Raw genomic sequence first — 22,590 nt, 5'->3', positions numbered from 1 at the left:
GCGCCCCTGCCGCGATCACCGCGGACCGCGGTACTCGGACGCCTTCGCCGCGGCATTCGCGTCGGCCAGCCTGATCGCCGAGGTGGGATCGGCCAGCCCGGGGGTCCCCGCTCCGGGCTTGGCGCGCCGCCCGCCGCTGGCCGTGCGCCGGGCGAGCCATCGCGCAAACCATGACAGGGACAGGTTGATGACGAGGTAGATCGCCAGGCAGACGAAGAACAGCGAGAAGAGGTAGCGGTTGCCGTAGAAGCTCGCCAGGTTGTTCATCATCGTTCGGATGATCTCGTTGTATCCGACGATGAACCCGAGCGACGTGTCCTTCAGCAAAACGACGAGCTGGGCGACGATGATCGGCAGCATCTGCCGGAAGGCCTGGGGGAATTCCACCAGCATCTTGGACTGGAACTCTCGCATCCCTACGCTGAGCGCAGCCTCCCGCTGGCCGCGCGGCAGAGAGGCGAGGCCCGCCCGCAGCGCTTCGCCGATCAGGGTGCCGTTGTAGAGGATGAGCGCGATCACCACGGCCCAGAACGCTCCCGTCGACGCGACGAGAAGGATGAAGAGCATCATCAGCAGCAGAGGCATCCCGCGCAGGAACTCGATGAGCCACGCCGTGGGAATCCTCACCCAGGCGATGGCGGAGCTGCGCATGAGGGAGAACGCGATGCCGAGCAGGATCGCCCCGGCTGCGGCGACGGCGGCCGCCTGCAGCGTGGCGATGACGCCGCGCCCGATCGCGCCCCAGACCTCGGGATCGAGGTAGATGTCCCAGCGCACGGGATCGAGGATCGCCGGGACGGGCACGCCCCCCGAGACGCGCGGCGTCGCGAGAATCCAGATGAGCCACGCGAGGACGCCCAGGATGATGACCGCCCCGATGACGGAGGCGATGAGCGACAGCCGACGCGCCCGGGGTCCGGGGGCGTCGAAGAGGACACTGGGAGCACTCATCGCTGAACCACCACACGCCTTTCGATCTGTCCGGCGAGCAGGCCGAGCGGGACGGTGATCACGAGGTAGAGCGCGGCCGCGGTGAGCAGGATGGCGATGACCATGTTGCCGTTCGCATTGGCGAGCGCGCGCGTGGCCGCGAAGAGCTCCACGACGAAGAAGCCGCCCGCCACCGAGGTGTTCTTGGTCAGGGCGATGAAGACATTGATGAGGGGCGGGATCGTCATGCGGAACGCCTGCGGCAGAACGACGAGTGACACCGTCTGCCCGAACCCCAGGCCGATGCTTCGCGCCGCCTCGGCCTGCCCGACAGGCACACCGTTTATGCCCGACCGCAGCGCCTCGGCCACGAAGGGGGACGTGTAATACGCCAGGGCGGCGATCGCCAGGGGGATGAACGGCAGTCGCACGCCGAGGAACGGAATCACGACGGCGAAGAAGAAGAAGACGAGGGTGAGCGGCGTGTTCCGCGCGATCTCGACCCAGAAGGCGGCGAAGACGCGCAGTGAGCCGATGGGCGAGATGCGCATCGCGGCGATCAGCGTGCCGAGGATGAGCGACAGCACACCAGAGACCGCGAGGAGCAGCAGCGTCACCCGGAACCCTTCCCAGAATGTGGGCCACAGATTCAGGTACTGTTCCACTCCGCCTCCTTTCTCGTAGTTCGACGACGTCGACGGATGCCTCGGACCGACGCGTCACGCCGGACCGAGGCATCCGTTCGATCAGTAGCGGTCGGGTGTCGGCGGCTCGACGTACGGCAGGATCGTTCCCGCCGTGCTGTTCCACGCCTCCTCGTAGCGACCATCCTCGTACGCGGCCTCCAGGACATCGTTGATCCACATGCGGAACTCGGTGTCATCGAGCGCGAGGCCGATGCCGTAGGGCTCATCGGTGAATGGCTCACCGACGACCTTGAACTCACCCTCGTTCTGTGCAGCGAGCCCGGCCAGGATGACGTTGTCGGTCGACACAGCGACCACAGCCCCGGTGCGCAGCGGCTCGAGGCAGTTCGAATAGGTGTCGGTCAGGACAGGCTCGGCGCCCAGCTCCGCAAGGTTCTCCGCGGGTGTGGATCCCGTCACCGAGCACACAGGCTGCCCGACCAGATCCTCTTCGCTCTGGATGTCCTCGTTGTCCGCGAGCACGAGAATCGACTGGCCGGCCATGTAGTACGGCCCAGCGAAGGAGACGACCTCCTTGCGGGTGTCGTTGATCGTGTAGGTCGCGATGACGAGATCGACCTGTCCGTTCTCGATGAACGGCTCGCGGTTCGCCGAGACCGTCTCGATCCAATCGATGTTGTCCTCGGAGATGCCCAATTCGGACGCGATGATCTTTCCGATCTCGACGTCGAAGCCTTCCGGCACTCCCGACGGCCCCACCAGACCGAAGAGGGGCTGATCGAACTTCGTGCCGATCGTGATGCTTCCCGCTTCGGCGAGTTCGGCCATCGTCGTGCCCTCTTCGAAGCTGACCTCCTCGGCGGGGGCGCTCGCCTCGCCGCCAGGGTCGGCCTCCGTGTCGGTTCCGCCGGCACATGCCGACAGCGCGAGGGCGCCCGCCGCCGCCAGTGCGATCAGGGGAATTCTCGTTCGCTTCATGTCTTCGTCCTTTGCTGTGTACCGTCGCGCGTGGCGACTTTCCTCTGGTTTCCGAGCCACTCGTAGCGGCCGGGTCTGGAGTCAGTGTTCGAGGATCTTGGAGAGGAAGTCCTTGGCCCTCTCGCTCTGCGGGTTGGTGAAGAACTGCTCGGGCGTCGCCTCCTCGACGATGGCGCCACCATCCATGAAGAGAACGCGATCGGCGGCCTTGCGGGCGAACCCCATCTCGTGCGTCACGACGATCATCGTCATCCCGTCACCGGCGAGCCCGACCATCACGTCGAGCACCTCGTTGATCATCTCCGGGTCGAGCGCGCTCGTCGGCTCGTCCATCAGGATGAGCTTCGGGTTCATCGCCAGAGAGCGGGCGATCGCCACCCGCTGCTGCTGGCCGCCGGAAAGCTGATTCGGCATCTTCTTGGCCTGATTGGCCACGCCCACCCGATCGAGCAGCTGCATCGCTCGATCGTCGGCCTCTTTCCGCTTCATCCCTCGCACCCGCATGGGGCCGAGGGTGACGTTCTCGAGCACGGTCTTGTGTGCGAACAGATTGAACGACTGGAAGACCATGCCGACGTCCGCTCGCAGGCGCGCCAGCTCTTTGCCCTCCTCGGGGAGGGGCTCGCCGTCGATCACGATGCGCCCCGAGTCGATCGTCTCCAAGCGATTGATGGCGCGGCACAGCGTCGACTTCCCCGATCCCGAGGGGCCGATCACGACGACCACCTCGCCGCGGTTCACGACGGTGTCGATGTCCTTCAGCACGTGGAGGTCACCGAAGTGCTTGTCGACGTGCTCGATCACGACGAGGGGCTCGCCGCGACGAACCGCGATGTTGGACGTCCGCGGCGCCGCCGTGGGTGCATCAGATGCCATGGTTGCCACCCTAGAGCGCGGCCCCCTCGGCCACAGGGAAGGTGAGCAGACCTTAACCGAGTTGTAACAGCCGGTGATCGGCCGAGGGACGCCCGCGGCTGCGGTGCCTCAGCCCTGAGCGAGCACCGCGCGCTGCGCGAACGCGGTCTCGTACAGGCACACGCTCGCAGCCGTGGCGAGGTTCAGCGACTCCGCGGCACCGTAGATCGGCAGACGCAGCGACAGGTCCGCGAGGCCCACGGCGTCGGGTTCGAGCCCTCTCGCCTCGTTGCCGAACAGCCATGCCGTGGGCTCTGCCAGCAACGGGCGATGGGCGAGGAAGTCCTCTCCCCCGACATCCGCCGCAACCACGCGAACCCCCGCCGCACGCGCGCGCTCGACGGCGGAGACGAGGTCGACGCCGACGGCCACGGGGAGGTGGAAGAGCGAACCGGTGCTCGCCCGGACCACCTTTGGGTTGTAAGGGTCGACGGTGCGACCGGTCAGGATGACCGCGTCGGCGCCGACCGCGTCGGCGGCGCGGATGATCGTGCCGAGGTTGCCCGGATCGCGGACCTCCTCGCAGATGGCGAGGAGCCGGGGCCCGGAGGCGAACACATCGCGCACCGAGGTGGGGGTCTGCCGGGCGACGGCGACGATCCCCTGCGGAGTGACTGTGTCGGCCATCGCGTCGAGGACGGCCTCGCTGGCGAAAGACACCTCGATACCGGCGTCACGCGCGGCATCCCTGATCTCGGTGTGCTTGTCCAGCGCGGTCGGCGTGGCGTACAGATCGACCACCGTGGCCGGCCGATACGCCAGCACCTCGCGGGCGGCCTGCGGCCCCTCGAGCAGGAAGAGCCCCGTCTCCTGACGAGCGCTGCGCTTGGTGAGCTTCGCCACGGCGCGCACGCGCGGCGACCGCGGATTCTCCAGCACAGCCCCAGCATACGGGCGCCGGGGGCATGCGAAAGGGCACTTCTCCCTGCGGAGAGGTGCCCTTTCGACGGATGCCGGGACTCAGGCGCTCTTGGGAGCGTTGACGTTCTCGGGCAGCGCCTGCTTGGCCGTCGCGACGAGCGAGGCGAACACCGCCGGCTCGTTGACCGCGAGCTCGGCGAGCATGCGACGGTCCACCTGGACCCCGGCGAGGCCGAGGCCCTGGATGAACCGGTTGTAGGTGATGCCGTTCTGACGGGCAGCGGCGTTGATGCGCTGGATCCACAGGCGGCGGAAGTCGCCCTTGCGCTTGCGGCGGTCGCGGTAGGCGTAGACGAGCGAGTGGGTGACCTGCTCCTTCGCCTTGCGGTACAGCCGTGAACGCTGTCCGCGGTAGCCGGACGCGCGCTCGAGGATGACGCGACGCTTCTTCTGGGCGTTGACAGCCCGCTTTACTCTGGCCATTTCGTTTCGTTCCTAACCTTCGAGTCCGGGTGCTCAGCGACCGAGCAGCTTCTTGGCGACCTTGGCGTCGCCCGGGGCGAGGACCTGGTCCTGCGAGAGGCGACGGGTGCGCTTGGTGGGCTTCCCCTCGAAGTTGTGGCGGAGGTTCGCCTGCTGCTTCATGAGCTTGCCGGTGCCGGTGATCTTGAAGCGCTTCTTGGCACCCGAGTGGGTCTTCTGCTTCGGCATCTTCTCGTTCCTTCTGGTCTCGCCCGGGGGCGGGGTGGGATCCCGCCGGGGCGGGAGTCTGATCCCGCACGGCGTGCGGGAAGTCGGGTTATTCGGCCGGTGCCTCGGCGTCGCTGCGCGGAGCGCGCGCGGCTTCCTTGTTGGCGGCGCGCTGCGCGTTCTGCTCGGCCTTGGCCTCGGACTTGTTCTTGTGCGGTGCGACCACCATGGTCATGTTGCGTCCGTCGATCGTGGGGTTGGACTCGACGGTCCCGAACTCCGCGACATCCTCGGCGAACTTGCGAAGGAGGCGCACGCCCTGCTCGGGTCGGGACTGCTCCCGGCCGCGGAACAGGATCATGGCCTTGACCTTGTCGCCCGCCTTCAGGAAGCCTTCGGCGCGCTTGAGCTTGGTCTGGTAGTCGTGAGCCTCGATCTTCAGCCGGAACCGCACCTCTTTGAGGACGGTGTTGGCCTGATTGCGGCGGGCCTCTTTGGCCTTCTGCGCGTTCTCGTACTTGAACTTCCCGTAGTCCATGATCTTGACCACGGGGGGCTTGGAGTTGGGGGCGACCTCGACCAGATCGAGATCGGCCTCCTGAGCCAGACGCTGTGCAACCTCGATGCGGACGACGCCGACCTGTTCGCCGTTGGGGCCGACGAGTCGGACCTCGGGAACGCGGATGCGCTCATTGGTGCGGGGATCGCTGATGCGGAACTCCTCTTCGGTGGCGGTTGGCATCCCGCGACGCGGTGCGACGCAGGGCGATCGAAGAACCACCCACCAGCGACGGCGCGCAAGCGCCGACTTTCCGCACCCGATCCGTTTCCGGCTACCCCGACCGCAGTGCGGACGAGGCGGAGTGCTTGACCCGGTAGCCTGGAGCGGCAAGCGCGGGTGGGATGTGATCCTCTTTCGGATCGGAGCAGAACGCTCCGAGCCCGCTGAAGTCTACCAGAGAGTGCGAGCGGCCAGCATCGACATGGATTCCCGAGACCATTCCGCACCCGCAGGCGATTCCCGACCCGCCCGGTGGGAGGAGCAGGATGCCGCGGCGTCGGCGGCCACGCGAGACATCGCCGACGTTCCGGCGGTCGAGGTGATCACCACCACGGCGGTGCACTTGATGAGCGCCGCGGCCGTGAAGGTGGGCCTCGCGGACGACCCTGCCAGGCAGGTGGACCTCGACGAGGCCCGCAAGCTCATCAATGCCCTCGCCGGACTCATCACCGCCGGAGCTCCCGAGATCAGCGACATGCACGCCCGGTCGCTTCGCGACGGCCTTCGCTCGCTGCAGCTGGCGTTCCGCGAGGCATCCGTCATTCCCGACCCCATCGGCAAGGGACCCGGCGAGAAGTGGACGGGCCCTGTGACCTGATCCGGTCCAGCCGGGTGTCAGGCGCCGCGACCAAGCTTGATCGTCAGCGAGTCCACGAGCACGGCGACGCGGTCATCTGCTGCCCACCGCTTTGCGAGGCGGGCCAGGACGGCGTCGAGCTCGCCGCGATCCAATCCCTGCACGAGCTGGAGCTCGACGATGAGCTCCGGTCCCCGCAGCCGTGCCGTGGGATCCCCGGGGGTGAGGGAGAAATCGATGACGGCCAATTCGCTTCCCACGCTCTCGCGAAGCCCGGCGTACACCTCGGGCGAGATGTAGCTGGGTTCCCAGGGCTGGCTCTGCGCGATCGCCCAGACGGCGGGTCGGCGCAGCACGAACTCGGTCGGCGAACCGGGATCGATCACGATGAGCTCGGTGTCCTCGGCGGCCACGGCGAGGGCGGTGCGCACCCCGTCCGCCGGAACCGGGCGCGCGGCGGCGTCCCACCGCGTCATGGTCTCGACGGAGGTGAAGACGGGGAGGACGCGTCGACCGTCCGGAGCGGCCACCGACACGATCGACAGCTCCTGGGTCTTGTCCACGGCCAGACCGTGCGCACCCACCCCCTCGTCGCCCTTCTCGGCGATGAGGGGGATGAGGAGCCGCGCGGAGCGGTAGGCGTCGACCACGGCGCGCTCGTCGCCGTCGCCCCGTCCGAAAGCCTCGAGGGCTGCGAGTAGCTGCGGGTCGGCACGGCCGTCGTCGCCGGCATGCGGGTTGGGCTGGAAGGCACGCCCCTCCCACGGCACGCCCGCCGAGTCGGCGGGGCCGGTGTGATCGCGCGACGGGTCAGTGTCCGGCGACATCCAGCGCCTCACGCAGGGTGAAGGCACCGGCATACAGCGCCTTGCCGACGATCGCACCTTCGACGCCGAGGGGGACCAGCTCGCGAAGGGCGGCGATGTCATCGAGGCTCGACACCCCTCCCGACGCCACGACCGGCTTCGGGGTGCGCGTGGTCATCTCGCGCAGCAGTTCGAGGTTCGGGCCGCGGAGCGTTCCGTCCTTGGTGACGTCGGTGACGACGTAGCGGCTGCACCCCGCGCTCTCGAGGCGCGTCAGCACCGTCCACAGGTCGCCGCCGTCGCGCGTCCATCCGCGCGCGGCGAGGGTCGTGCCGCGGACGTCGAGGCCCACCGCCACGAGCTCGCCGTAACGTCCGATCACGTCCGCCGCCCACTCGGGGTTCTCCAGCGCTGCCGTACCGAGGTTCACCCGGGCGGCGCCGGACTCGAGCGCGGCGTCGAGCGAGGCATCATCTCGGATGCCACCGGAGACTTCCACCTGGACACCACGGACCTGTTTGATGACCTTCCGCAGCACCGCGGCATTGCTCCCCCGGCCGAAGGCGGCGTCGAGGTCGACGAGATGGATCCAGTGAGCCCCCTGACGCGCCCAGTCCAGCGCTGCGTCGACGGGGTCGCCGTAGTTGGTCTCGCTGCCGGCCTCGCCCTGAGTCAGTCGCACCGCCTTGCCGCCCGCCACATCGACGGCGGGGAGGAGGGTCAAAGCGGGCGTGGACGCGAAATCGTTCATGGCTCCCTGAGGGGTCGTGGGGCGCAGCGGACCGCCGCGCGAAGGCACGGTTTCAGAGGGTAGCCCTGCGAAGGCCCGTGATCCAATTGGCGAGCAGCCGGATGCCGGCCGCTCCCGATTTCTCGGGGTGGAACTGCGTGGCCGAGAGCGGCCCGTTCTCGACGGCGGCAAGGAACGGTTCGCCGTAGGTCGTCCACGTCAGCGCCGGCTGAGGGAAGGGGTCGTGAACCTCGAGCTCCCAGTTCTTCGCCGCGAACGAATGCACGAAGTAGAAGCGCTCATCGGCGAGCCCGGCGAACAACCGACTCTGCGGATCGGGAGTGACGGTGTTCCACCCGATGTGCGGGAGCACGGGCGCGTCGAGCTGTGTGACCTCGCCCGGCCACTCGCCGAGCCCCGCGGTGTCGACGCCGCGCTCGCGGCCCCATTCGAACAGGACCTGCATGCCCACGCAGATGCCGAGGACGGGAAGCCCGCCGGCGAGTCGACGTTCGATGAGCTCATCGCCCCGCCGGGCGCGAAGAGCTTCCATCACAGCCCGATAAGCACCGACACCCGGTACCACGAGTCCATCGGCGTCGCGCACCAGCCCGGGGTCGGCGGTCAGACGGGCATCGGCGCCTGCTTCGACGAGCGCCTTGACGGCGCTGTGGATGTTGCCCGACCCGTAATCGAGGACGGCGACGACCGGACGATCGCTCACAGAGCTCCCTTGGTGCTGGGAATGCCGTCGACCAGGGCGTCCCACGCCTTGGCCGCTCGGAACGCGCGAGCGAACGCCTTGTACTCGGCCTCGGCGATGTGGTGGGGATCGCGCCCACTCAGCACCTCGAGGTGGAGGGTGAGTCCGCCGTGGACGGCGAGGGCCTCGAAGGTGTGCCGGACCAGCGAGCCGGTGAAGTGGCCGCCGATGAGGTGGAGCTCGAACCCTGCAGGCTCGCCCCCGTGCACGAGGTAGGGCCGTCCGCTGATGTCGACGACCGCACGCGCGAGCGCCTCGTCCAGCGGCACCAGGGCATCGCCGTATCGGGAGATCCCGGCCTTGTCGCCGAGGGCCTGACGGATGGCCTGGCCGAGCACGATCGCGGTGTCCTCGACAGTGTGGTGCGCGTCGATGTCGGTGTCGCCGTGGGCGCGGACGGTGAGATCGGTCAAGGAGTGCTTCGCGAAGGCTGTGAGCATGTGGTCGAAGAACGGAACCGTGGTCTGGATGCTGCTTCGACCGGTGCCGTCGAGATCGAGCTCGATCTCGACGGTGGACTCGCTGGTCGCACGGCGAAGCGACGCGGTACGCGCAGGACGGGTCATGCGCCCGAGTCTATCGACGCCAGCGCCTCCAAGAAGGCGGTGGTCTCCCGGTCGGTGCCGGCCGTCACACGGAGGTGATTCGGGATGCCGACGTCGCGGATGAGCACGCCCCGGTCGTAGAGCGCCTGCCATGTCGCCGCGGGGTCGGATACGCCCCCGAAGAGGACGAAGTTGGTCCATGACTCGTACGGTTCGTAGCCGAGAGCTGACACCGTCGCCGAGATGCGGTCGCGCTGCGTGACGATCTCATCCACCATCCGCAGCATCGTGGGGGCGTGCTGCAGCGCGGCGGTCGCCGCAGCCTGCGTCAGCGCGCTCAGGTGGTACGGCAGGCGCACCAGGCGAAGAGCATCGATGACGGCCGGATCGGCGGCGAGGTAGCCCACCCGCGCACCGGCGAAGGCGAACGCCTTGCTCATCGTGCGCGAGACGACCAGTCGCGGCCGGCCCGGCAGAAGCGTCACTGCGGACGGGGCGTCGTGGGGGGCGAACTCGACGTAGGCCTCGTCGACGATGACGATGCCGCGGGTCGCGTCGTAGACCGCTTCGATGACCTCGAGCGACAGCGGCGTCCCGGTGGGATTGTTCGGTGCGCACAGGAACACCACATCGGGTTCGGCCTCGGCCACCTGGGCGGCAGCGGACTCGGCTGACACCGTGAAGTCATGCGCGCGGCTCCCCGCCCGCCATGTCGCACCGGTCCCCCGCGTCAGCAGGGGATACATCGAATACGTCGGGGCGAATCCGAACGCGGTACGCCCCGGCCCGGCGAACGCCTGCAGGAGATGCTGGAGGACCTCGTTCGATCCGTTGGCCGCCCAGATCTGCTCCCGGACGAGCCCGTGGCCGAGATAGTCGGCCAGGTGCTCCCGCAGGCGGGTGAACTCGCGATCGGGATAGCGGTTCACCTCCCGCAGCGCGATGGCCACGGCGTCGAGGATGTCGTCGGCCACCTCCGCGGGGACGGGGTGGGTGTTCTCGTTGACATTCAGCGCCACCGGCAGCTGGGCCTGCGGCGCTCCGTAGGGGATCAGTCCCCTCAGGTCGTCGCGGATCGGGAGGTCATCGAGCGTCGCACTCACCCTTCCCATCGTACGGCGCCCGGCGGGCCGGGCATCCAGGTCAGTCGGCGTACTCCGCGGGGATCGCCAGTTGCTGCCCGGCCGACACGAGACCGGCCTCGAGGCCGTTGAGACGGCTGAAGGCCGCCACCACGTCCCGCGGATCTGCCGCCGGGGCCACTCGCTCGGCGATCGCCCAGAGAGAGTCACCCGCCTGCACCGTGACGGTGTCGAAGGACCCCGCCGGCGCACCGTCGGCGCGAGTGGCGAGCGCCGACCCACCGCTGATCATCGCGGCGCTCAGCGCGACGACGGCAGGGAGCGCGGCGAGAGACAGAAGGACACGGCGTCCGCGCGCGGTCAGCCGCAGCCGCGTTGCGGCTGTGCCGGCGCCGGCCGCCGTGCCCGTCATCGCCCCAGGCATGGTGCCCGTCGAAATCGTGATCGCGCTCATCGTGTACTCCCGTTCCCGGCTGAGCCGGTGTCGTTTCGGGCCTGGGTTCGCATCCGCCCGTCGGCCGGGACCGGCGGATGCGAACCTCTCTTCCGAACCTATCTTCGATGTGAAATGCTGTCAAGCGGGTCGGAATCCGTCGAACGATCGAACGCGACACGCGAGCGAGGTCCGGTGGACACCGATCGGAACCGGATACGGTTTCGATAAGGACACCTCACCACCGACCTCCGACATTCGAAGACGCGACGATCACGCCGCAGGGGGCCCGGGAGGATTCCGGGGAGACAGGAGCAGACATGAGCGAGCCGAACACCAAGCCGCAGACGCGGCGTCGCAAGAGCCTGAGCGACAAGCAGATGGCCATCCTCGAGGTGATCCAGCGCTCGATCGCCCGCCACGGCTATCCGCCGAGCATGCGCGAGATCGGCGACGCCGTCGGCCTGAAGTCGCTGTCCAGCGTCACCCATCAGCTCAACCAGCTCGAGTTGAGCGGATACCTCCGGCGCGACCCGGGCAAGACCCGGGCCATGGAGGTGCTCATCGACCTCCCCGGTACCGCTGCGGAGAACCCCGCCGATCGGACCCCCGCCGTGGGCGACGCCGCCCTCGTCCCGCTGGTGGGGCGCATCGCCGCCGGCGTGCCGATCACGGCGGATCAGCAGGTCGAGGAGGTCTTCCCCCTCCCCCGCCAGCTCGTCGGCAAGGGCGAGCTGTTCATGCTGAAGGTCGCGGGTGACTCGATGATCGACGCGGCCATCTGCGACGGCGACTGGGTCGTCGTGCGTGCGCAGGGCACGGCCGAGAACGGGGAGATCGTCGCCGCCATGCTCGACGGCGAAGCGACCGTCAAGACCTTCCGTCAGCGCGACGGCCACACCTGGCTGCTCCCCCGCAACACCGCCTTCGAGCCCATCCTGGGTGACGAGGCGATCATCCTGGGCAAGGTCGTGGCGATCCTCCGCGCGGTCTGACCTCGTTCGACCGTCTTGGGAGCAGGGCCCGTAGCGTAGGAGCATGGTCGAGCCTCTCCCCCCCGACTCCGCGTCCGCCCCGGCCCGCACGCTCCCGTTCGGCACCTGGCCCTCCCGTATCACAGCGGATGCCGTGGCAGCCGCGTCGCCGCGGCTGGACGGCGCTCGGTTCGTCGGAGATGAGGTCTGGTGGGCCGAGACGGTCCCGGAAGAGCAGGGGCGGACGACCGTCCGGCGTTCACCCCGGGCGTCCGGGACGGGCTCCCGGATCGACACGCTGCTTCCCGCTCCCTGGAACGTCCGCTCGCGTGTGCACGAGTATGGCGGCGGAGCGTGGAGCGTCACACCGGACGGCGGGCTGGTCTTCGTGGAGAAGTCGGATCAGCGGGTGTGGCTCCTCACTCCCGGATCGACGCCCACGCCGCTGACCCCCACCGTGCCGGAACAGGCACTCGGAGGTCTCCGTGTGTCCGAGGGGCGGCTGCTCGCAGTCCGAGAGGTCCTCGGCGCGTCGGTGAGCCACGACATCGTCGAGATCCCTCTGGACGGGTCCGCCGCAGACGACATCGACCGCGTGACCTCGTTGACGGCGGGGAGCGACTTCGTTGCGCAGCCCACGCTCTCCCCCGACGGATCCGCACTCGCGTGGCTGGCGTGGAACCACCCCCACATGCCCTGGGACCGAGCCGAGGTGAGAGTACGCCGGCTCGACGACGCAGACCCGGCGGGGCGTCGCGTCGCCGGAGGCACCTCCGCCGCTCTCCAGCCCGAATGGACGGCCGACGGCGCCCTGCTGTACGTCGACGACGCGAACGGGTACTGGAACCTTCACCGTCTCGCTTCCCCGGGCGACCGACCGCACGCGATCGCCCCGGATGAGCGCGACACCGGAGGTCCGCTGTGGGTGCTCGGATCACGGTGGTTCGCGCCGCTCGGCGACGCCGTCGTGGCGGTGCGCACACGCGGCCGGGACGAGCTCGTCCACATCTCCTCGGGCGGCGTGGTCACCGCCATCCCGATTCCTGCGGTCGGTGGCCTCCTGGTGGAGGATGCCGACGGCACGGACGTCCTGGTGTCCGGAAGCCCGGAGGACGCTCCACCCGGGCTCTGGCGCGTCGATCTGAGCGAGCCGTCCCGCCCGGGCGTCCACCTCCTCACCGGCGGACGCTGGAAGGACGACGACGTCTCCCCTTGGGTGCCCCGCCCTAGACAGTTCGCCATCGATGGACGCCACGGGGTCGTCCACGCGGTCGATTTCCCCCCGACCCACCCTCAGGTGCAGGGACCGCCCGACGCCCTTCCGCCGTACGTCGTGCTCGTCCACGGCGGCCCGACCGCCCACGCACCCGGAGTGGTGAGCCCCAAGACGCTCTTCCTGACGTCGCGTGGGATCGGCGTCATCGAGGTCAACTACGGAGGCTCCAGTGGGTTCGGCCGCGACTATCGCGAACGACTGCGCGGCCAGTGGGGCGTCGTCGATGTCGACGACGTCGTCGACATCGCCCGATCCCTCGCCGCCGACGGCACCGCAGACCCCGCCCGGATCGCGATCGCCGGTGGATCGGCAGGCGGCTGGACGGTGCTCGGAGCGCTCGTCGCCTCCGACGCGTTCAGCGCCGGCATCTCGCGATACGGCGTCGCCGATGCCCGGCTGCTCGCGGCCGAGACCCACGACTTCGAAGCGCGCTACCTCGACGGCCTCATCGGGCCACTGCCCGACAGCGAGGCGGTCTACCTGGAGCGGTCACCACTGACCCACGCCCACCGCATCCAGGTCCCCGTCCTGCTCCTCCAGGGGGCGGATGACGCCGTCGTCCCACCCTCGCAATCAGAGGCCATCCGCGACGCACTGCGAGCCGGAGGCGTGCCGCACGCCTACGTCCTCTACCCGGGTGAAGGGCACGGCTTCCGGCGGAGCGAGACCGTCGTCGACATGGTCCGCTCGGAGCTGGCCTTCCTGGGCGCCGCCTTCGGTTTCCCGCCGGACGATGTCCCGCCACTCGACCTCGATCCGAACGGCTGACCGCTCGGATCCGCAGGCGGGGCCCGTCAGATGCGGAACGGCGCGAGTTCGGCGGCGAGTCGTTCACCGACGTGCGCGTGGAGGTACGTTCCCTCCGCGCGGTGCTCCTCGGCGAGGATGAGACCGGAGTCGTGTGCGGCTGACACCAGGTCACCGCGGTCATACGGAACCACAGCCTGCATCTCCACGGCGGGAAGCGGGAGGGCGTCTTCGATCGCCATCCGCAGGTCGTCGATCCCCTCGCCGGTGCGCGAGGACACGAAGTGGGCGTCGGGCGCGAGGCCCCGAAGCACCAGTCGGGTGTCGTCGTCGACGAGGTCGGCCTTGTTGAACACCACGATCTCGCGCGTATCGCGCGCACCGACATCGCCGATCACATCCCGCACGGTCTGCAGCTGCGCCCCGGGATCGGGGTGCGCACCGTCGACGACGTGCACGATCACATCGGCGCCTCCGACCTCTTCCAGCGTCGAGCGGAAAGCCTCGACGAGCTGGTGCGGGAGGTTCCGGACGAACCCGACGGTGTCGGAGATCGTGTAGACCCGGCTGTCGGATGTCTCGGAGCGGCGCACCGTGGCATCCAGCGTCGCGAACAGCGCGTTCTCGACGAGAACGCCGGCGCGTGTGAGCCTGTTGAGCAGACTGGACTTCCCGGCGTTGGTGTATCCCGCGATCGCCACCGACGGGATGGTGTTCCGTTTGCGCTCGGCGCGCTTGGCATCGCGCGCAGGGGCGAACTGACGGATCTGGCGCCGGAGGTGCGCCATCCGCGTGCGGATACGGCGTCGGTCCAGTTCGATCTTCGTCTCACCCGGGCCACGCGACCCCATCCCGGCACCCGCAGCACCCACCTGGCCGCCCGCCTGGCGGCTCATCGACTCACCCCACCCGCGCAGGCGCGGGAGGAGGTATTCGAGTTGGGCGAGTTCGACCTGGGCCTTGCCTTCGCGGCTCTTGGCGTGCTGGCTGAAGATGTCGAGGATGACGGCGGTGCGATCGATCACCTTCACCTTCACGACGTCTTCGAGCGCACGCCGCTGACTGGGGGCCAGCTCGGCGTCGGCGACGACGGTGTCCGCCCCGGCGGCGGCGACGATGTCGCGCAGCTCTTCAGCCTTGCCGCGTCCGACATAGGTCGCCGGGTCGGGGTTCGGACGACGCTGGAGCACACCGTCGAGCACGACGGCGCCCGCCGTCTCGGCGAGGGCGGCCAGTTCGCGCAGCGAATTCTCCGCCTCCTCCTGTTCGCCCTGGGGGTGCACGCCCACCAGCACGACGTTCTCCAGTCTCAGCTGACGGTATTCGACCTCGGTGACGTCCTCGAGCTCGGTCGAGAGCCCGGGTACGCGGCGCAGCGCCGCCCGCTCCTCGCGATCCCACTGGTCGCCGTCAGAATCGTCGGAGACGACCGTCGAGGCGTCCTGAAGCGCCTGGGCAGGAGCCAGGGTGCGGGATCCTGCGTCGGGGAAGGTGGTGGCTCGAGCGCCGCTGCGGGTCTCCGCGCGCGCCAGCACGCGGTCGACCGGGTCGACGGCGTCGCCGGTGGGGGTCTGTTCTGTCATGGGGTCCTTCCGGATGATCCGCGAATGTGATGCAGGCGTCGGGCGGGACATCCGTCTGCGGAAAGGGATTCGTCGACTCTAGCCTCCCGCGCCGGAGACCACCTCCGCTACGCTCGACAGCCATGGGGAGCGACCACTACTTCAGCGCGTCGCCCGCAAGCCCCGAGAATCTGCGTCGGATACGCGTGGTGCTCGCCGGCCAGGAGGTGGAGGTCACCACCGCGGGAGGTGTGTTCAGCCCCGACCGCCTGGACGGTGGAACCTCGGTTCTGCTGGCCAACACGCCGCCCTCACCGCCGGGCGGCAATCTGCTCGATCTCGGGTGCGGGTGGGGGCCGATCGCGTTGTCTCTCGCGATGACCTCGCCTCACGCGACCGTATGGGCGGTCGATGTCAACGAACGGGCCCTGGACCTGGTGCGCCGCAACGCCCATTCCCTGGGGCTCGACAATGTCAACGCCGCGACGCCCGACGGTGTTCCCGATGACATCGGCTTCCGCACCATCCGCTCCAACCCCCCGATCCGGGTCGGGAAATCCGAGCTCCACGGTCTGTTGGAGCGGTGGATTCCCCGGCTCGACGAACGGTCCGATGCCTGGCTCGTCGTCCAGCGCAATCTCGGCTCGGATTCACTGCAGCGATGGCTGGCAGCGACGCTCGACCCGGGGTTCTCCGTGCATCGGGCCGCCACCGGGCGGGGGTTCCGCGTCATCCGGGTGCGCCGCCACGGCACACCGCCGACCGGACCGATCGCGCTCCCCTGAGTCGTCGCTATCAGGCGAGGGTGATCTCGCCGGTGAAGACCAGCGCGGCAGGACCCGACAGCAGAACCCGCCCCTCCACGACCCGCACGGCCAGCGTGCCACCGGGCACCTGGACGCTCCAGCGATCAGGTGCACCCCGGCCGGCCCAATGCCGCACGGCGAGCGCGGTCGCGGCGACCCCGGTGCCGCAGCTGAGCGTCTCTCCCACTCCCCGTTCGAACACCCGCATCCGGACGATCCCCATCCCGTCGCGCACGAGCGGGTCTGCAGGGACGACGAACTCGATGTTCGCGCCCGCAGGTGGGTCGGGGTGAAGCATCGGGCGAACGCCGAGATCCAGTTTCTCGAGCTCGCTCTCGGACTGCAGCGCCACCACGACGTGCGGATTACCGACGTCGATGCCGAGCCCCGGCCGCGGAATGTCCAGTCCCCGTGCGCGCACGAGGGTCTCCTCGGGGTCCACCGACCACTCCCCGAGGTCTACCTCGTAGCCCAGCTCGCTGCGCGTGAGCGTCCTCACCCCTGCTCTCGTCCCGATGGCCAGGGGGCCGTCGAAGTGCGCGAGACCGGCGTCTTCGAGATAGCGCGCGAACACGCGAATGCCGTTGCCGCACATCTCCGCCGCCGAGCCATCGGCGTTGCGATAGTCCATGAACCACTCCGCATCGGCGGTCGCAGCCCCCTCGGGAAGGGATGCGCTGCGGACGACGCGCAGGATGCCGTCCGCACCGATGCCGAAGCGGCGGTCGCACAGGACCGCCACCTGGTCATCCGAGAGATCGAGCCGGCCGTCGGGATCTTCGACGATGACGAAGTCGTTTCCCGTGCCGTGGCCCTTCGTGAACGGCACCGCATGAGGCATGACTCCAGCCTAGGCGCCCACCGTGTGAGAACTCGCCCGGGGACTCAGTCTTCGATCAGACGCTTCCCCGTCGCCCAGGTGTCGAAGTGCTCGAAACCGAGGGCCTCGTAGAAGCCCTGGGCGACCCCGTTCTCGGGCCTCACCATCAGCTGCACCTTCGGGCATCCCATGTCCAGGAGAAGCTCCTCGGCCCGCTCGACCAGGCCTCGGGCGATGCCCTCGCCGCGGCGGTGCGGGTCGCTCGCGAGGTAGTAGAGCCAGCCGCGATGACCGTCGTAGCCGGCCATGACCGTTCCGACGACGCGATCGTCGTCGTCGACCGCGACGAGGAAGAGCTCGGGCTGAACCCTCAGCTTCCGGCTGATGTCCTGGTACGGGTTGTTCCACGGCCGGGTGAGACCGGTGGACTGCCACAGGAGGACGACCGCGTCGGTGTCGCCAGGAGCGAAGGACCGGATCTGCAGGCTCATACCACCGAGCCTGCCAGACTCTCCCCCGCCGTCGCGCCGTCCATCCACGTGACCCCCTCGTATCGTCGGAACCACGACACCTGGCGCCGGGCGTAGCGACGCGTGAGCACCTGCGTCTGTGAGATCGCCTCGCGGCGGTCGATCTCACCGCGTACCTCTGCCAGGGCCTGTGCGTAGCCGATGGCCCGCGGCGCCGTGGTGCCCTGCTCGAGACCCGCGCGACGGAGATCCGCCACCTCGTCCAGCAGGCCCTCATCCCACATCCGCTCGACCCGGCGGTCGAGGGTGCCGACGAGTTCGCTACGGTCGCGCTGGAGACCGAGGAGCCTGGTGCGGGGATGCCAGAGGGTCTGCGTCGCAGGAAGCGCGCCGCCGTGCGTGCTGTTCCCCTGGCCAATCACCTCGAGGGCTCGGACGATCCGCCGCGTGTTGCGCGGGTCTATCCGGGCGGCGGCTGCCGGGTCTGCGCTCCGCAGTCGGTCGTACAGCGCGACCGGTCCGGCCCGGTCGAGCTCGGCCTCGAGGTGCTCCCGTAGCGCCTCATCGCGTGGCGGGAAACGGAAGTCGAACAGGACCGCCGAGACGTAGAGCCCCGATCCGCCGACCAGGACTGCATCCGCGCCCCGCGCGTGGAGGGAAACGATGACCTCACGTGCCGCGGACTGGTACCAGGCAACGGCTGCGTCGTCGGTGACGTCGAGCACGTCGAGCAGGTGATGCGGGATGCCGCGCCGCTCCCCCGCGGGGATCTTGGCGGTTCCGATGTCCATGCCGCGGTACAGCTGCATCGCGTCCGCTCCGACGACCTCCGCGTCACGACCTGCAGCGCGCAGCGCCTCCACCAGGTCGAGCGCGAATGCCGACTTGCCGGTGCCCGTCGCACCGATGACACTCCACAGCCGAGGGCCTTCGGCACTCGCCCGGTCGGGCGGGGAGGCGTCGGTCGCGGTCTTCACTCGCCGATTCGGAGGGTGGGCAGCCCCAGCGACACGGCGCGGGGTGCTCCCGCACCGGCGCCCGGCGTCGGCACGGCGCACGACTCCGCCTGGGCCCTGTCCCACGCGTCACCCGCGCGCGTGCGACGGAGGCGGAGCCGATCGCCCGCGGGGGCGTCAGCGAGCAGGTGGAAGGGCGCGGCGTGGGTGATGGTCGCGGTCACGATGTCGCCGGGGCGGGGAAGCGGAGAATCGCCGGGTACCTCGAAGTGGACCAGTCGGTTGTCCTGTGCACGGCCGGTCAGCCGGTGGGTCGCCGCGTCCTTCTTGCCCTCCCCGCTGGAAACCAGCACCTCGACCTCGCGCCCGAGCTGCCTCTGATTCTCCTCGAGACTGATGCGCTCCTGGAGGGCGACGAGGCGCTCGTACCGCTCCTGCACGACGGCCTTCGGCACCTGATCGGGCATCGTCGCGGCCGGCGTGCCCTCGCGGATGGAGTACTGGAAAGTGAAGGCACTGGCGAAGCGCGACTGCTCGACGACGCGGAGGGTGTCTTCGAAATCCTCATCGGTCTCGCCGGGGAAGCCGACGATGATGTCGGTGGTGATCGCCGCGTGCGGGATGCGGGCGCGCACCCGATCGAGAATGCCGAGGAATCGCTCGCTGCGGTAGGACCGTCGCATCGCCCTGAGGATCCGGTCGCTGCCCGACTGCAGCGGCATATGCAGCTGCGGCATGACCGCGCGGGTCTCGGCCATCGCGTCGATCACATCGTCTGTGAACGCTGCGGGATGCGGGCTGGTGAAGCGGATCCGCTCGAGACCGTCGATGCCGCCGGCGGCCCGGAGGAGCTTGCCGAAGGCCTGCCGGTCACCGAATTCGACGCCGTAGCTGTTGACGTTCTGCCCGAGGAGGGTGACCTCGATCGCGCCGTCGTCGACCAGCATCCGGATCTCACTGAGGATGTCGCCGGGACGTCGATCCTTCTCCTTGCCGCGGAGGTGAGGAACGATGCAGAACGTGCACGTGTTGTTGCACCCGACGGAGATCGAGACCCATCCGCTGTGGATGTGGTCGCGCTTGGTGGGAAGTGTCGACGGGAACACCTCGAGCGCCTCGAGGATCTCGAGCTCCGCCGCCTCATTGTGGCGTGCACGCTCGAGAAGACGCGGAAGCGAACCCATGTTGTGGGTGCCGAAGACGACGTCCACCCACGGCGCTTTATCGAGGACGCTCTGCTTGTCCATCTGGGCCATGCACCCACCGACGGCGATCTGCATCCCCTCGCGGACGTCTTTGCGCGACTTCAGATGCCCGAGCGTGCCGTAGAGCTTGCCCGCGGCGTTGTCGCGGACGGCGCAGGTGTTGATCACCACGACGTCGGCCTCCTCGCCAGGCCCCGCAGGCCGGTACCCCGCGCTCTCGAGCGAACCCGACAGGCGCTCGGAGTCATGCACGTTCATCTGGCAGCCGAAAGTGCGCACCTCGTAGGTGCGGGCGCTGCCGTCTCGGGCCACGGCGGCGGGCGAGGGGGCGACCAGGGTGGGCGCGGAGGAGGGAGTAGACATGGTGCCTGTAATTGTAGAAGCCCGCGTTGTCCCAGCCGGTATCCGTCGGTGGTCTTCCGCACGCCGACGGTCAATCGCCTTCGTGCGCCTCCTGGAGTGCCGTCCGCGCCGCGGCGAGCGCCGACGATCCACCGAACCCCCGGCGGGCGAGCTGGCCGGCGAGCCGTCGGAGCGCCACGTCGTGATCGAGCCTGGCAAGACTGCGCGCCTTGCCCCGGGCGAACTCGAGTGCCCGTTCGTCGTCATCATCGGGCAGCTCTGCCAGCGCCGCGTCGGCGACATCTCGTTCGACCCCGCGCTGTGCCAGACGCCGGGCGATGGCTCGGCGACCTTCGCTCTTGCGGGCCACACCGCTCCAGACGACCTGCTCGGCGAGGCGGCCGTCGTCGAGGTACCCGCGCTCGCAGAAGGTCGCGACGAGCTCGGCCGCCGCCTCGCGACTCAGCCCCCGTGCGACGACGAAGGCTTCCGCCTCGCGGACCGAGAGGCCCCGCGCGCCCAGCCTCCGGAGCAGCGCTCGCTCGACCGTCGCCGGGTCGACGGCGAGCTCCTCGGTGTCGGTACCGGCCTCCTTCTGGACGTGTGCCGTGCTCCCGCCCCGTCTCCTCGACGAAGGGTGCCCGGCGCGATCCGACCTCGCCTGCGCCTCGGCTGAACGACCGCGGGCCGCCCGCCCACCCGACGGGTGCGCAGGAGAGGCGTCAGGCGTCGATCCGGTGAAGAGCGGGATGACGGGGGCGAGGTCTCCCTCGCCCCCGCTCTCGACGAAGCGGACCATCAGGCCGGGCGACGCGCCGCGAGCTCGTCGGCGACCGCGCCCCCGCGGGGCTGGCCGATGCCGAGCTTGTCCTTGATCTTCGTCTCGATGTCAGCGGCGATGTCGTCGTTCTTGAGGAGGAAGTTCCGGGCGTTCTCCTTGCCCTGACCGAGCTGCTCTCCGTCGTAGGTGTACCAGGCGCCCGACTTCTTCACGATCCCGTGCTCGACACCGAAATCGATGAGGCTTCCCTCTCGCGAGATGCCGACGCCGTAGAGGATGTCGAACTCGGCCTGCTTGAACGGCGGCGCCATCTTGTTCTTGACCACCTTGACGCGCGTGCGGTTGCCGACGGCTTCGGTACCGTCCTTGAGCGTCTCGATACGACGGATGTCCAGGCGCACCGACGCGTAGAACTTCAGAGCCTTTCCACCGGCGGTGGTCTCGGGTGATCCGAAGAACACCCCGATCTTCTCGCGCAGCTGGTTGATGAAGATCATCGTGGTGTTCGTCTGATTGAGGCCACCGGTCAGCTTGCGAAGCGCCTGCGACATCAGTCGCGCTTGCAGACCGACGTGGGAATCACCCATCTCACCCTCGATCTCGGCCTTGGGCACGAGCGCCGCGACGGAGTCGATGACGACGAGGTCGATCGCTCCCGAGCGGACGAGCATGTCGGCGATCTCGAGCGCCTGCTCACCGGTATCGGGCTGCGACACCAGCAGCGAATCGATGTCGACCCCGAGCTTCTTGGCGTAGTCGGGGTCGAGGGCGTGCTCGGCGTCGATGAACGCGGCGATGCCGCCGGAGCGCTGCACGTTCGCGATCGCATGCAGGGTGAGCGTGGTCTTACCGGAGGACTCCGGCCCATAGATCTCGATGATCCGGCCGCGGGGGATCCCGCCGACGCCGAGGGCCACGTCCAACGCGATCGAGCCGGTGGAGATGACCTCGACCGGAGCGCGCTCGTCACCGCCGAGGCGCATCACCGAGCCCTTTCCGAACTGCCGGTCGATCTGAGCGAGAGCCGTTTCGAGGGCTTTCTCGCGGTCGGCGGGTGATGGCATGGCGTGCTCCTTCTGCTCGCGTTCCGTCGCCTGTAGGCTGCCGCGCTCTGCACCGGATGGCGCGGATGCTGCGGCAAGGCGGAGGTGTCGTTCGACGCGATTCACGGTACGAGGGGCCTCCGACATCGACCGTCGGCCCGGGCCGTTCCGTGGATAACCACCGTGCGACACCTGCTGTGCAGGAGCCTACGCCGACCTCGAACGCATCTTCGACGACACGCCGGGCGAATCAGCCGCGCCGCGGTTCCAGTCGTCCTACGCCGTACCAGCGCTCGGGCGGCACGTCGGCCGCCGCGCACAGGGCGCGCCACACGTCGCGCGGGGCCGTGCCTGCGTCGAGAGCCTCGGCGGCCGTGCGGTCACCGAGCTCGGACAGCACCAGGTCGGCGGTCAGCGAGGGGCCTCGAGGTCCGAACTCTGCTTCGACGGCGCGCTGGAACTCACTGCGACGCATGAGTGGCCGCGCGTCAGCGCAGGGAGAGCTCGGCGTCCACGGACGCGACCAGGTCGTCGGGCACGACGTCGGGGAAAGTCTGCAGGCCCTCGAGGACGGCGATGCGATCGCCCACTTCGCGCATGATGGTGGAGATCGGAACATCCAGCGCTTCGGCGACCGACGCGAGAATCTCGCTCGAGGCCTCCTTCTGCCCGCGCTCGACCTCGCTCAGGTATCCGAGGGCGACGCTTGCACGGCTGGCGACCTGACGGAGGGTGCGCCCCTTCTGCTGGCGGAGGTCACGCAGGACTTCGCCGATCTCGTGACGTACCAGGATCATGTGGGTCCCCTCCTTACCGTTGATTCCGCCGCTGTCCGGGTGAACAACGGTACAACACCGATGCAGTCACACT

Annotated in this window: 27 protein-coding genes; 4 read left to right on the top strand and 23 right to left on the bottom strand. The window is 69.0% G+C overall.

From position 1 onward, the window contains the following. Positions 1-15: 15 nt before the first annotated feature. From QSU92_RS15435 to infC, 8 genes are all read right to left on the bottom strand, one after another. Positions 16-951 (bottom strand): ABC transporter permease subunit, encoded by a 936-nt coding sequence (locus QSU92_RS15435; RefSeq protein ID WP_289263226.1) that lies wholly within the window; start codon positions 949-951, stop codon positions 16-18. Continuing rightward, positions 948-1,595, bottom strand: coding sequence for an amino acid ABC transporter permease (locus tag QSU92_RS15430; protein WP_289263224.1), 648 nt, complete (start codon positions 1,593-1,595; stop codon positions 948-950). Before QSU92_RS15430 ends, QSU92_RS15435 begins: the two co-directional genes overlap by 4 nt. An 81-nt stretch (positions 1,596-1,676) precedes the next feature. Continuing rightward, a complete protein-coding gene (locus QSU92_RS15425; RefSeq protein WP_289263222.1) occupies positions 1,677-2,555 on the bottom strand; it encodes a glutamate ABC transporter substrate-binding protein in 879 nt (292 codons plus the stop codon). A gap of 81 nt (positions 2,556-2,636) precedes the next feature. Continuing rightward, positions 2,637-3,431, bottom strand: coding sequence for an amino acid ABC transporter ATP-binding protein (locus QSU92_RS15420; RefSeq protein ID WP_289263220.1), 795 nt, complete (start codon positions 3,429-3,431; stop codon positions 2,637-2,639). A gap of 108 nt (positions 3,432-3,539) precedes the next feature. Beyond that, positions 3,540-4,349 (bottom strand): TrmH family RNA methyltransferase, encoded by an 810-nt coding sequence (locus QSU92_RS15415; RefSeq protein ID WP_289263218.1) that lies wholly within the window; start codon positions 4,347-4,349, stop codon positions 3,540-3,542. 81 nt (positions 4,350-4,430) lie between these two features. Then, positions 4,431-4,814, bottom strand: a complete 384-nt coding sequence (rplT, locus tag QSU92_RS15410) for a 50S ribosomal protein L20 (RefSeq protein WP_124292938.1) — start codon at positions 4,812-4,814, stop codon at positions 4,431-4,433. Between the two features lie 33 nt (positions 4,815-4,847). Beyond that, positions 4,848-5,042 (bottom strand): 50S ribosomal protein L35, encoded by a 195-nt coding sequence (gene rpmI, locus QSU92_RS15405; protein WP_124292937.1) that lies wholly within the window; start codon positions 5,040-5,042, stop codon positions 4,848-4,850. Between the two features lie 88 nt (positions 5,043-5,130). Next, positions 5,131-5,763, bottom strand: coding sequence for a translation initiation factor IF-3 (infC, locus tag QSU92_RS15400; protein ID WP_124292936.1), 633 nt, complete (start codon positions 5,761-5,763; stop codon positions 5,131-5,133). Between the two features lie 241 nt (positions 5,764-6,004). Between infC and QSU92_RS15395 the strand changes: the two genes are divergently transcribed. Continuing rightward, complete coding sequence (locus QSU92_RS15395; RefSeq protein ID WP_289263213.1) at positions 6,005-6,400, top strand: DUF1844 domain-containing protein; 396 nt, start codon at positions 6,005-6,007, stop codon at positions 6,398-6,400. Positions 6,401-6,417: 17 nt separating this feature from the next. On the opposite strand, the gene QSU92_RS15390 is transcribed toward QSU92_RS15395, so the two are convergent. The 6 genes from QSU92_RS15390 to QSU92_RS15365 are packed head-to-tail and all read right to left on the bottom strand — an operon-like array spanning position 6,418 to position 10,759. Further along, positions 6,418-7,206, bottom strand: a complete 789-nt coding sequence (locus QSU92_RS15390) for an SseB family protein (protein ID WP_289263211.1) — start codon at positions 7,204-7,206, stop codon at positions 6,418-6,420. After that, positions 7,190-7,936, bottom strand: coding sequence for a bifunctional 1-(5-phosphoribosyl)-5-((5-phosphoribosylamino)methylideneamino)imidazole-4-carboxamide isomerase/phosphoribosylanthranilate isomerase PriA (priA, locus tag QSU92_RS15385; RefSeq protein WP_289263209.1), 747 nt, complete (start codon positions 7,934-7,936; stop codon positions 7,190-7,192). Before priA ends, QSU92_RS15390 begins: the two co-directional genes overlap by 17 nt. 52 nt (positions 7,937-7,988) lie before the next feature. Continuing rightward, on the bottom strand, positions 7,989-8,639 hold the full coding sequence (gene hisH / locus QSU92_RS15380; protein WP_289263207.1) for an imidazole glycerol phosphate synthase subunit HisH: 651 nt from the start codon (positions 8,637-8,639) through the stop codon (positions 7,989-7,991). Beyond that, a complete protein-coding gene (gene hisB / locus QSU92_RS15375) occupies positions 8,636-9,244 on the bottom strand; it encodes an imidazoleglycerol-phosphate dehydratase HisB (RefSeq protein ID WP_289263205.1) in 609 nt (202 codons plus the stop codon). The genes hisH and hisB overlap by 4 nt, the downstream gene beginning before the upstream one ends. Continuing rightward, positions 9,241-10,335, bottom strand: a complete 1,095-nt coding sequence (locus QSU92_RS15370) for a histidinol-phosphate transaminase (protein WP_289263201.1) — start codon at positions 10,333-10,335, stop codon at positions 9,241-9,243. The genes hisB and QSU92_RS15370 overlap by 4 nt, the downstream gene beginning before the upstream one ends. 31 nt (positions 10,336-10,366) lie before the next feature. Beyond that, positions 10,367-10,759, bottom strand: a complete 393-nt coding sequence (locus QSU92_RS15365; RefSeq protein WP_422880385.1) for a LysM peptidoglycan-binding domain-containing protein — start codon at positions 10,757-10,759, stop codon at positions 10,367-10,369. Between the two features lie 299 nt (positions 10,760-11,058). Between QSU92_RS15365 and lexA the strand changes: the two genes are divergently transcribed. Then, positions 11,059-11,733, top strand: a complete 675-nt coding sequence (lexA, locus tag QSU92_RS15360; RefSeq protein WP_124292928.1) for a transcriptional repressor LexA — start codon at positions 11,059-11,061, stop codon at positions 11,731-11,733. Between the two features lie 43 nt (positions 11,734-11,776). Then, positions 11,777-13,756 carry a S9 family peptidase gene (locus tag QSU92_RS15355; RefSeq protein ID WP_289263198.1) on the top strand — a complete coding sequence of 660 codons (1,980 nt, stop codon included), beginning with the start codon at positions 11,777-11,779 and terminating at the stop codon, positions 13,754-13,756. 26 nt (positions 13,757-13,782) lie between these two features. Here QSU92_RS15355 and hflX read toward each other — a convergent pair whose 3' ends face one another. After that, positions 13,783-15,318, bottom strand: a complete 1,536-nt coding sequence (hflX, locus tag QSU92_RS15350; protein WP_289263196.1) for a GTPase HflX — start codon at positions 15,316-15,318, stop codon at positions 13,783-13,785. Between the two features lie 122 nt (positions 15,319-15,440). Here hflX and QSU92_RS15345 point away from each other — a divergent pair, with 122 nt between their 5' ends. Further along, a complete protein-coding gene (locus QSU92_RS15345) occupies positions 15,441-16,082 on the top strand; it encodes a class I SAM-dependent methyltransferase (RefSeq protein WP_289263194.1) in 642 nt (213 codons plus the stop codon). 10 nt (positions 16,083-16,092) lie between these two features. Here the strand turns inward: QSU92_RS15345 and dapF are convergent, their stop codons facing one another. The 8 genes from dapF to QSU92_RS15305 form a co-directional block, all read right to left on the bottom strand. Continuing rightward, on the bottom strand, positions 16,093-16,944 hold the full coding sequence (gene dapF / locus QSU92_RS15340) for a diaminopimelate epimerase (protein ID WP_289263192.1): 852 nt from the start codon (positions 16,942-16,944) through the stop codon (positions 16,093-16,095). 44 nt (positions 16,945-16,988) lie between these two features. After that, positions 16,989-17,414, bottom strand: a complete 426-nt coding sequence (locus QSU92_RS15335; RefSeq protein WP_289263190.1) for a GNAT family acetyltransferase — start codon at positions 17,412-17,414, stop codon at positions 16,989-16,991. Next, positions 17,411-18,370, bottom strand: coding sequence for a tRNA (adenosine(37)-N6)-dimethylallyltransferase MiaA (gene miaA, locus QSU92_RS15330; protein WP_289263188.1), 960 nt, complete (start codon positions 18,368-18,370; stop codon positions 17,411-17,413). The genes QSU92_RS15335 and miaA overlap by 4 nt, the downstream gene beginning before the upstream one ends. Next, complete coding sequence (gene miaB, locus QSU92_RS15325; RefSeq protein ID WP_289263186.1) at positions 18,367-19,917, bottom strand: tRNA (N6-isopentenyl adenosine(37)-C2)-methylthiotransferase MiaB; 1,551 nt, start codon at positions 19,915-19,917, stop codon at positions 18,367-18,369. Before miaB ends, miaA begins: the two co-directional genes overlap by 4 nt. A 70-nt stretch (positions 19,918-19,987) precedes the next feature. After that, the gene (locus QSU92_RS15320; RefSeq protein WP_289263184.1) at positions 19,988-20,695 is read right to left on the bottom strand and encodes a regulatory protein RecX; all 708 of its coding nucleotides are present in this window, start codon (positions 20,693-20,695) and stop codon (positions 19,988-19,990) included. Further along, a complete protein-coding gene (gene recA / locus QSU92_RS15315) occupies positions 20,695-21,741 on the bottom strand; it encodes a recombinase RecA (RefSeq protein WP_289263182.1) in 1,047 nt (348 codons plus the stop codon). Before recA ends, QSU92_RS15320 begins: the two co-directional genes overlap by 1 nt. Positions 21,742-21,970: 229 nt before the next feature. After that, on the bottom strand, positions 21,971-22,195 hold the full coding sequence (locus QSU92_RS15310; protein WP_289263180.1) for a DUF3046 domain-containing protein: 225 nt from the start codon (positions 22,193-22,195) through the stop codon (positions 21,971-21,973). Positions 22,196-22,208: 13 nt separating this feature from the next. Next, entirely contained in the window at positions 22,209-22,517 is a 309-nt protein-coding gene (locus QSU92_RS15305) for a helix-turn-helix domain-containing protein (protein WP_124292917.1), read from the bottom strand. Positions 22,518-22,590: the final 73 nt, after the last annotated feature.

Origin of the sequence: Microbacterium sp. ET2 (assembly GCF_030347395.1) — a bacterium.
GTDB classification, from domain to species: domain Bacteria; phylum Actinomycetota; class Actinomycetes; order Actinomycetales; family Microbacteriaceae; genus Microbacterium; species Microbacterium albipurpureum.
Note: the sequence above shows the minus strand (reverse complement) of the source record. Positions and strands in the feature narration are given on the sequence as shown.